The following is an 8,483-nucleotide window of genomic DNA, read 5'->3' on the forward strand; positions in this document are numbered from 1 at the left end:
GCCGTGCCGAAGGGCGGTACAATGCGAGGCCGCGGGGCCGAGCAGTGATCGTGCCGAAGGCACACCGAATTGAGAATCCGCTGCCGGAGGCGGCGGGTCCGCGAAGCGGACACAACCAAGGATCCAAAGGAGCCGGGCTCCTTTGAGCGCGTCGGCCGCAGGCCGCTTCGCCGTAAGGCGAGGAGCGCTTTATGGCTGGTGTATATGACGCTGAGGTCCCACCTGTTCCCATCCCGAACACAGAAGTTAAGCTCAGCGGTGCCGAAAATACTTGGAGGGTGACTTCCCGGGAAGATAGGTCTATGCCAGCTCCGCAAAAGCAACGTCCTTTGGGCGTTGCTTTTTTGTTTTCCGCCCGCGTTTTTGTCCGCATCCCGATGGGACTCCTTGCAGGAATCCCCGGTTTAAGTTACACTATAGAGGGGAAAGGGAGGCGTCGGGATGGAACAGCTGAGGACTTTTTATGAAGGGCACCGGCGGCTGGTACGGATTGCGGGCACGCTGCTTGCGGGACTGCTGATTCTCTGCTATCTGCTGGTCTTTTTCCAGCGGGGCGCGAACCTCTACGGCACCTTCCTGCGGCGGAAGGCGTCCCCCTATTCCGCCTCCGCCTGGACCTATAGCGGTAAAAGCCACTGGGGGAAGGTGCGTATCGACATTGAGGCGGTGGAGCAGAACGCCTACCGGCTGATCTATGCGCTGCCCGGCAATCCCGAGCGAAATTACCTCGTGCGCTTTGCCGGGGCGGAGGACCGTTATGCCGAACGTCAGCTTGTGGTCAGCAGCGGCGGGGTGGAGCGGTTCCGGGGAACCTACCGGTCGGACGGCCTCTTCCTCTACAATGAGCAGGGGGAGCCGATGCTCGATGTCAAGGCCTTTGTCTCCCACGATGGGGAAAATCCCTTTGCCGAGCGGGAGCCCTCCTATTACGAGATGGCCCAGCTTGCCTCCGGCAGCGGCGACACGGTGCGCGGCAACGGCGCGATCCTATTTCTGGCGCTTTTGATTGCCGTGGTTTGGGCGGTGGACCGCCACTGGCCGCGCCTCATTTTTGACCTACGGCACATGTGGTGGTGCGTAGGAGCCGAGCCGAGCGAGCTGTTTTTATCGGCGCAGCGGTTTTTATGGGTCGCGCTGCCTATTCTATCCGTCTTTCTGGCGCTCCTGGCGCTGATCATTCATTAAGGGGAGGAAACAGAGTTGAACCAGTTCCATCCAAACCGGACAAACGCTTCCGGAGCGCTCTTCTTTGGCATCGCGGCGCTGCTCAGTTCGCTGATGGGCGACATTATGACCGCTCTCGTGCTGGGGGTCGCGGGAATTTTCCTCGGGGTCGTCACGCGGAAATACGCCGCGCCCGACGAGGGCGGCGGGATCCCGATCACGGGGATCGCCCTGTCGGCAGCCGGGATTTTGATGGCCGGGCTGATCTTCGCGCTGCTCATGGTGGGCGGCTTCGCCGCGCCTGCGGCGGGACTTTGAATCCGGTTTCCGTCCAGGGGCGCGCCCGCAAAAAAAAGCGGGCGCGCCCTTTTTGGGTATTGCGGAGCAAAAGCGTATATGATACAATATCTTGTGTCGGATATTCTATATTAGGCGACTATCTTGTGGTAGAGGAAGGGACAATATGAAAATCGGCAAGAATGCGATCACCGTATTGGAAAAGCGGTATTTGAAGAAGGACGAAAACGGGAAGAATATTGAAACGGTCGAGCAGATGTTTCGCCGCGTGGCGGATGCGATTGCGTCCGCGGACGCCGCCTATGACGACAAGGCGGACGTCAAAAAGCTGTCCGACCGGTTTTACGAGCTGATGACCAACCTGGAGTTTCTCCCCAACTCCCCGACGCTGATGAACGCGGGCAAGGATCTCGGCCAGCTTTCCGCCTGCTTCGTGCTGCCGGTGGGCGACTCGATGGAGGAGATTTTCGAGGCGATCAAGCAGGCCGCGCTGATCCACAAGTCGGGCGGCGGCACCGGGTTTTCCTTCTCCCGCCTGCGCGCCTCGGGCGCGACGGTGCGCAGCACCGGCGGCGTGGCGAGCGGTCCGGTCAGCTTCATGCGCGTCTTCAACATGGCCACCGAAGCGGTCAAGCAGGGCGGCACCCGGCGCGGCGCGAATATGGGCATCCTGCGGGTGGACCACCCGGATATCCTCGAGTTCATCGACTGCAAAAAGAACAACGCCGACATCACCAACTTCAACATCTCGGTGGGAATCACCGAGGCGTTCATGCGGGCGGTGCAGAACGGCGACTCCTATGAGCTGGTCGACCCCAAGAGCAAACAGGCGGTCGGCGAGCTGGAGGCGCGCGAGGTCTTCCATAAAATTGTCGAGAGCGCGTGGCGCAACGGCGAGCCGGGCATCATCTTCCTCGACCGCCTCAACCGGGACAACGTCGTCCCCTCGCAGGGGGAGATCGAGAGCACCAACCCCTGCGGCGAACAGCCGCTGCTGCCCTATGAGTCGTGCAACCTCGGCTCGATCAACCTCGTCACCATGCTGGCGAAGGACAAGAACGGCTGGCGGATCGATTATAAGAAACTCGAGCGGACGGTCGAGGACGCAGTGCACTTCCTCGACAACGTCATCGACGTGAACAAATATCCCTTGGAGGAGATCGACTTCACCACCAAGCAGACCCGCAAAATCGGGCTTGGCGTGATGGGCTGGTCGGACATGCTCGCCTATCTGGGCCTCTCCTACAATTCCGAGGAGGCGGTCGCCCTCGCGGGCGAGGTGATGAAGTTCATCACCGAGACGGGCCGCCGCGCCTCCGCGCGGCTCGCCAAGGCGCGCGGCGCCTTCCCGCTCTTTGGGGAGAGCATCTTCGCCGCCGGGGAACCGCTGCGCAACGCCACGATCACCACCATCGCGCCCACCGGCACCCTGTCGATCATCGCGGGCTGCTCGTCGGGCGTGGAGCCGGTGTTCGCCTATGTCTTCATCCGCAACGTCATGGACGGCACCGAGATGATCGAGGTGAACCCCGTGCTGCGTGAAATCCTTGAGGCGCGCGGACTCTACAGCGACGAGTTGATGAAGAAGATTGCCGCCGAGGGCACCCTCCAGCACATCGACGAGATTCCCGACGACATCAAGCGGGTATTCGTCTGCTCCCACGATGTGAGCCCCCTCTATCACGTCAAGATGCAGGCGGCCTTCCAGAGGCATACCGACAACGCCGTTTCCAAGACGGTCAACTTTGCGCATGACGCGACGATGGAGGACGTCGAAGAGGTCTATATGCTCGCCTATGAGCTCGACTGCAAGGGCGTCACGATCTACCGCGACGGCAGCCGCGCCGAACAGGTGCTCAACATCGGTTCGGTGAAGAAGGAGGGCGAAACGGAAGCTCCGCCCGCCATGCGCACCGACATCCGCCCGCGGCCCCGCCCGGAGGTCACCTGCGGCCTGACCGAGCGGATGAAGATCGGGTGCGGGAACCTGTATGTCACGGTCAACTACGACGAGCACGGCATCTGCGAGGTGTTCACCTCCACCGGCAAGGCGGGCGGCTGTCCCTCCCAGTCGGAGGCGACCGCGCGGCTGGTGTCGATCGCGCTGCGTTCGGGCGTCTCGATCGACGAGATCCTGGACCAGCTCCGCGGCATCCGCTGCCCCTCCACTATCCGCCACGCGGGGATGAAGTGCACCTCCTGCCCCGACGCGATCGCTCGCGTCATCAAAAAGACCGCCGACATGATCGAGCAGCAGAAGCTCGGCCTGCCCGCCGCGGAACCCGTCCGCCCCGAGGCGCCCGCCTCCGGCGCGGCGGCCCTCAACGCGAAATTCTGCCCCGAGTGCGGCAGCGCCCTCGAGCATGAGGGCGGCTGCGTGAGCTGCCGCAGCTGCGGATACTCCAAGTGTAACTAACGGCGTGCGTCATTTTGGGCTCCCGACCAAAATGACGTTGAGGAAGGGCGGGACTGCCCGGCGCTTTGCGCCGGAGCGCCGCGCTGCGGCGACGCCCGCCCGGCACGCCGCATGGGGGAGGGTCAGCGGCCCTCCCCCATGTGCCCCCACCCGGTAAGCGCTCATGGCAGAGGCGGCCACCCTTGCGGGTGGCCGCCTTTTTATCCAGCGCGGACCCGTGGGGCAGGGCGGCGTCAAAGCCCGGCGGAGGCCGCCAGTCGCGCCCGCAGCCGCCAGCCCCCGGCAAACGCTGCCGCGGCCGTGCGGCCACACAGCGCGGCCTGCGCGTCTTCGACGCGCAGCAGCAAACGCCGCTGGCGTTTGCTGAGCGTTTGCCGGAGCGCCTCGCGCGCCGCGTCGTATTCGTTCGCCGCCTCGTTGTACTCCGGCGTGTTGCGGCAGCGGTCCTCAATGAAGGACAACCGCTCAAGATAAAGCTCCTCTAAAATGTCAGACATGGCATTTTCCCTCCTTTTGCAGACACCGATTGGTGTCTGCAAAATCAATTATACACCAAACGGTGTATAATTGCAATCAGATAATAGCAGTTGGGGGAGGAAAAATGGCAAAGTATGTTCGGATTCGTGACCTTCGAGAGGACCGTGACAAAACGCAGCAGCAATTGGCAGACGAGCTGGGTATGTATAAAACCACCTATGCCCGTTATGAGCAGGGAGAACGGGAACCGCCATTTGCATTTATGATTCAACTGGCGCAATACTATGGTGTGAGCCTCGACTATCTGGCGGGGTTGACGGACCCGGTGAAGCCGCCGACGGAAAACAACCTCCCGTAGGGACGCTCGATGAGGAGCCGCCTTTGGCGGCGGGGCTTGCCGGGACCCGCCCCGGCAGGCGGGTCGACTTCTTGCTCGCCCAAGAAGTCGACGGAAGAAGGGCGCTCAAGGGGGGCTCACTTGAAGAAGGCAGGGCGCAAAGCTCGCCCCCCTTGAGAATCCCCCCTCCGCTCACGTCCAGCCAACTGCATATAGAAGGCGCGTGCGAGCGTACCCGCCGGGAAGCGGACGTGTCTCCCCGAAAGCACTTTTGGTAGGGTTCCGGAGACTCTCGGGCAGAGGCATTGCGCCCGCGGCGCGGCGGCTGGCGGGATGCTGTACACTCGTTCATTGATCTGTGTCACGGGCGCCGCCGACTTTGGCCGAAGGCCAACCGGAGGCGGCGTGGGGTCGCAGGGGCGATAGCCCCTCGCGCCCTTCTTTGGTTCCTTTCTTGTTCGCCCAAGAAAGGAACTCGCTGTCGGTCGACTACCGACAAGCTCTACCGCTCGATGAGCGGCAAATCTAAAGCCGCCGTTGGCCGACTACCGGCAAGCTCCGCCGCTCGATGAGCGGCAAATCCAAAGCCGCCGTCGGCCGACTACCGGCAAGCCCTCCACCTGCTGGGTGGAAAATCTAAAGCCGCCGTCGGCCGACTACCGACAAGCTCCGCCGCTCACTGAGCGGCAAACCCAAGGGAGGCCCCGCCAATGGAACAGCTGAAAAAAATCATGGAAGCCCACGGCTTTGACCAGTGGGGCGTCTGCCGGTTTGAGGATGCGCTGCCGCTTTTGGAAGTGCGCGCGAAACGCCGCCTGCCCGGGGAGGCGAAAAGCATTATAGTTATACTATTCGGATATTATATAGGGGAATATCCGAATAGAAATATATCACGTTATGCCCTCATGGACGACTACCATACGATTATCCGGGCCACGCTGGGAGAGCTGGCGAATGAACTGCAAAAAGTGTATAAAAAAGAGATGTTTATACCATTTGTAGATAGTTCGCCGGTGGCGGAAGTGCGCGCGGCCAGCCTCGCGGGGCTGGGCCAGGCCGGCCTGAACGGTCAATTGCTCAACGAAATCTATGGAAGCTACTGCTTTATCGGGGAAATCGTCACGACGGCGGATATTCCGGCCGCGGAATGTAAAGTAAAACAGCTTTGTAGCAGATGCGGCCGGTGCATCGCGGCCTGCCCGACAGGGGCGCTGTCCCGCGGGGGGTTCGACCGGGAAAAATGCCGCTCCCACATCACCCAGAAAAAGGGGGAGCTGACCGAATGGGAGCGGGAGCAGATCCGGGAGGGCGGCTTCGTGTGGGGATGCGACCGGTGCACCGATGCCTGCCCGGTCAACCGGAACGCGCGGAGGAGCCCTGTCGCGGCGTTCCGGCGGGATATCGCGCCGGTCGTCGGGGAAGATAATCTTGGAAAACTCTGCGAGAGCAAGGCTTACGGCTGGCGCGGGGAAGCGGTGCTGCGGCGCAACCTGCGGATTCTGCGCGGGGAGGAATGACGGAGCCGGTAAAATATGCTATAATAGCCGCAGAATGTCTGTGCGCTGAAAAGCGGCGTCCTATCGGGAAACGGACGTCATCAAGACAGAGGGCCCGTGGGGGCTGTGGAAGGGGACCGATGGAAGTGGAGATTTTAACGCCCGAACAGTACGGGGAGATGGAGGAATTCGTCTCGCGCCATCCGCAGGGGGGCTTTACCCAGAGCGTCAACTGGCAGAAGGTCAAGAACAACTGGGGTTACGAGGCGGTCGCCTCGCGCGGGGAGGACGGAAAGATCAGGGGTGCGGTGTCGGTGCTGATCCAGAAGATCCCGCTTGTCGGGACCGCGTTTTTATACGCGCCGCGCGGGCCGGTCTGCGACCTGCACGACAAGGAGGTGCTCGCCGACCTGAAGGCGGGCGTCGACGCGCTGGCGAAAAAATACAACGCCCACACCTTTAAAATGGACCCCGACGTGCTCATGAGCGACACCGATTTTCTGGCGATCGCGAAGAGCATGGGATTTAAACAGCAGTATGGCCCCGACGGGTTCGAGGGCATCCAGGCGCGGTTCAACTACCGGCTTTACCTCATGGGGCGCACCGAGGAGGAGCTGCTCACAAACCTGACGCAGGGCACCCGCCGTAAGGTGCGCATCGCCATTCGAAACGGGGTGGAGGTGCGCCCGGTGGGGCCCGAATACCTCGACGAATTCGTGCGCATCATGCGGGTGACTGGGGAGCGTGACGGCTTCAACGTGCGCCCGAAGGCGTATTTCGAGCGGATGCTCGAGGCGCTCGGCGAGCATGTGCGGCTCTACATGGGATTCTATGAAAGCGCGCCCGTCTGCGGCGCGATCACCACCAACTACGCGGGAAAATGCTGCTATGTCTACGGCGCGTCGGACAACGTCCACCGCGACGTGATGCCCAACTACCTCATGCAGTGGGAAATGATCAAATGGGCGGTGGAGACGGGCTGCGAGGTCTACGACTTCCAGGGGGTCTCGGGAAACCTGGAGGAGGGAAGCCACATGTATGGGCTCTACCAGTTCAAACGCGGCTTCAACGGACAGCTCGACGAGCTGGCGGGGGAATTCGACTATGTGTACCATCCGGTCAAGGCGCGGATGGTCGACCGGGCAATCGCCCTGAACGGCGCGCTCGGGCACCTGAAGAGGAAGCTGAAGCAGGAATGAAAACGCCGCTGCACGACGCCGTCAGGGATTACATCGAAAAGGATATGGCCCGTTTCCACATGCCTGGGCATAAGGGCGCGGGGACGGATGAATTTGCCGCGCTGTTGCCCTGGGACATCACCGAGGTGGAGGGCGCGGACAGCCTCTACCACGCGGAGGGGCCGATTTTGGCGCTCGAGGAAGCGTTCGCGCGCCTCTACGGGACCCGGCGGACGCTGCTCTGCGCGGGCGGCGCGACGCTGTGCATCCAGACGATGCTCGCGCTCGCCTGCGGGACGGGCGGCGCCGTGGTCATGGGACGCAGCCTTCACCGCGCCGCTATCAACGCGGCTGCGCTGCTCGATCTCTCCCCCGTGTGGGTCTATCCCGAGCGGGACGCGGGTGCGTGGTTCACCGGCCGGTATTCCCCGGCCGAGGTCGCCGCGGCGCTTGACGAACATCCGGAGGCGAAGGCGGTCTATCTCACCTCGCCCGACTATTTTGGGGTGATCAGCGACCTTGCGGGAATCTCGGAGGCCTGCCGCGCCCGCGGCGTGCCGCTGCTGGTCGACAACGCGCACGGCGCGCACCTCAAGTTCCTGCCCGAACGGTATGGGAGGCCGCACCCCGCCGACTGCGGCGCGGCTCTCTGCTGCGACAGCCTGCACAAGACGATGCCCGCCATGACGGGCGGCGCGCTGCTCCACATCTGCGACGAACGGTACGTCCCGGACGCCAAGCGGCTGATGTCGGTGTTCGGGTCGACCAGCCCGAGCTATCCGATCCTGCTCTCCTGCGAGCGGGCCGCCGCCTACGCCGAGGAGGAGGCCGCCGAGGGCTTCGAGCGCGTTTCGCGCGCCTTCGACCGCGCGCGGCTGCTCGCGCTCCAAAGGGGCTTCGCGTTCCCCCAGGGGGCGGCCGACCCCGCCAAGCTTTCGCTCGGCTTTGCCGCGCGCGGCATGGGCGCGGCGGAATTCGGCGCGTGGCTGCGCGGCTTTGCCATTGAACCGGAATATGTCGGCGGCGCGGCGGGCGTTTTGATGGCGACGGGACTCAACCGCGCCGAAGATTTCACCCGGCTGGAAGCCGCCCTGGGGGCGCTCTCGCCTTCCGGCTCG

Annotated in this window: 8 protein-coding genes and 1 rRNA gene; 8 read left to right on the top strand and 1 reads right to left on the bottom strand. The window is 63.0% G+C overall.

The features are described from left to right. Window positions 1-194 precede the first annotated feature (194 nt). The 4 genes from rrf (at window position 195) to RDM88_RS09070 (ending at window position 3,877) form a co-directional block, all read left to right on the top strand. Window positions 195-311, top strand: a 5S ribosomal RNA gene (rrf, locus tag RDM88_RS09055). A 130-nt stretch (window positions 312-441) separates the two neighbouring features. After that, window positions 442-1,185: a hypothetical protein gene (locus RDM88_RS09060; RefSeq protein WP_308754528.1), complete on the top strand. Its 744-nt coding sequence runs from the start codon at window positions 442-444 to the stop codon at window positions 1,183-1,185. A gap of 15 nt (window positions 1,186-1,200) precedes the next feature. Continuing rightward, window positions 1,201-1,482: a hypothetical protein gene (locus RDM88_RS09065; RefSeq protein WP_308754529.1), complete on the top strand. Its 282-nt coding sequence runs from the start codon at window positions 1,201-1,203 to the stop codon at window positions 1,480-1,482. Window positions 1,483-1,627: 145 nt separating this feature from the next. Then, entirely contained in the window at window positions 1,628-3,877 is a 2,250-nt protein-coding gene (locus tag RDM88_RS09070; protein WP_308754530.1) for a vitamin B12-dependent ribonucleotide reductase, read from the top strand. A 233-nt stretch (window positions 3,878-4,110) separates the two neighbouring features. Here the strand turns inward: RDM88_RS09070 and RDM88_RS09075 are convergent, their stop codons facing one another. Continuing rightward, complete coding sequence (locus tag RDM88_RS09075) at window positions 4,111-4,374, bottom strand: DUF6809 family protein (RefSeq protein WP_308754531.1); 264 nt, start codon at window positions 4,372-4,374, stop codon at window positions 4,111-4,113. A gap of 104 nt (window positions 4,375-4,478) precedes the next feature. On the opposite strand from RDM88_RS09075, the gene RDM88_RS09080 reads away from it, so the two are divergent. The 4 genes from RDM88_RS09080 to RDM88_RS09095 form a co-directional block, all read left to right on the top strand. Further along, on the top strand, window positions 4,479-4,712 hold the full coding sequence (locus tag RDM88_RS09080) for a helix-turn-helix transcriptional regulator (protein WP_308754532.1): 234 nt from the start codon (window positions 4,479-4,481) through the stop codon (window positions 4,710-4,712). 689 nt (window positions 4,713-5,401) lie between these two features. After that, entirely contained in the window at window positions 5,402-6,208 is an 807-nt protein-coding gene (locus RDM88_RS09085) for a QueG-associated DUF1730 domain-containing protein (protein WP_308754533.1), read from the top strand. Window positions 6,209-6,327: 119 nt separating this feature from the next. Beyond that, window positions 6,328-7,386: a peptidoglycan bridge formation glycyltransferase FemA/FemB family protein gene (locus RDM88_RS09090; protein ID WP_308754534.1), complete on the top strand. Its 1,059-nt coding sequence runs from the start codon at window positions 6,328-6,330 to the stop codon at window positions 7,384-7,386. Further along, window positions 7,383-8,483 (top strand): aminotransferase class I/II-fold pyridoxal phosphate-dependent enzyme (locus tag RDM88_RS09095; protein ID WP_308754535.1); only part of this gene is annotated, 1,101 nt, incomplete at its 3' end. The genes RDM88_RS09090 and RDM88_RS09095, both read left to right, overlap by 4 nt.

This window comes from uncultured Anaerotruncus sp. (genome assembly GCF_902490045.1).
Lineage (GTDB): Bacteria > Bacillota > Clostridia > Oscillospirales > Ruminococcaceae > Anaerotruncus.

Coding starts and splice junctions, on each gene's coding strand:
- RDM88_RS09060 (WP_308754528.1), top strand. CDS start 442: ATGGAACAGCTGAGGACTTTTTATGAAGGGCACCGGCGGCTGGTACGG.
- RDM88_RS09070 (WP_308754530.1), top strand. CDS start 1,628: ATGAAAATCGGCAAGAATGCGATCACCGTATTGGAAAAGCGGTATTTG.
- RDM88_RS09075 (WP_308754531.1), bottom strand. CDS start 4,374: ATGTCTGACATTTTAGAGGAGCTTTATCTTGAGCGGTTGTCCTTCATT.
- RDM88_RS09080 (WP_308754532.1), top strand. CDS start 4,479: ATGGCAAAGTATGTTCGGATTCGTGACCTTCGAGAGGACCGTGACAAA.
- RDM88_RS09085 (WP_308754533.1), top strand. CDS start 5,402: ATGGAACAGCTGAAAAAAATCATGGAAGCCCACGGCTTTGACCAGTGG.
- RDM88_RS09090 (WP_308754534.1), top strand. CDS start 6,328: ATGGAAGTGGAGATTTTAACGCCCGAACAGTACGGGGAGATGGAGGAA.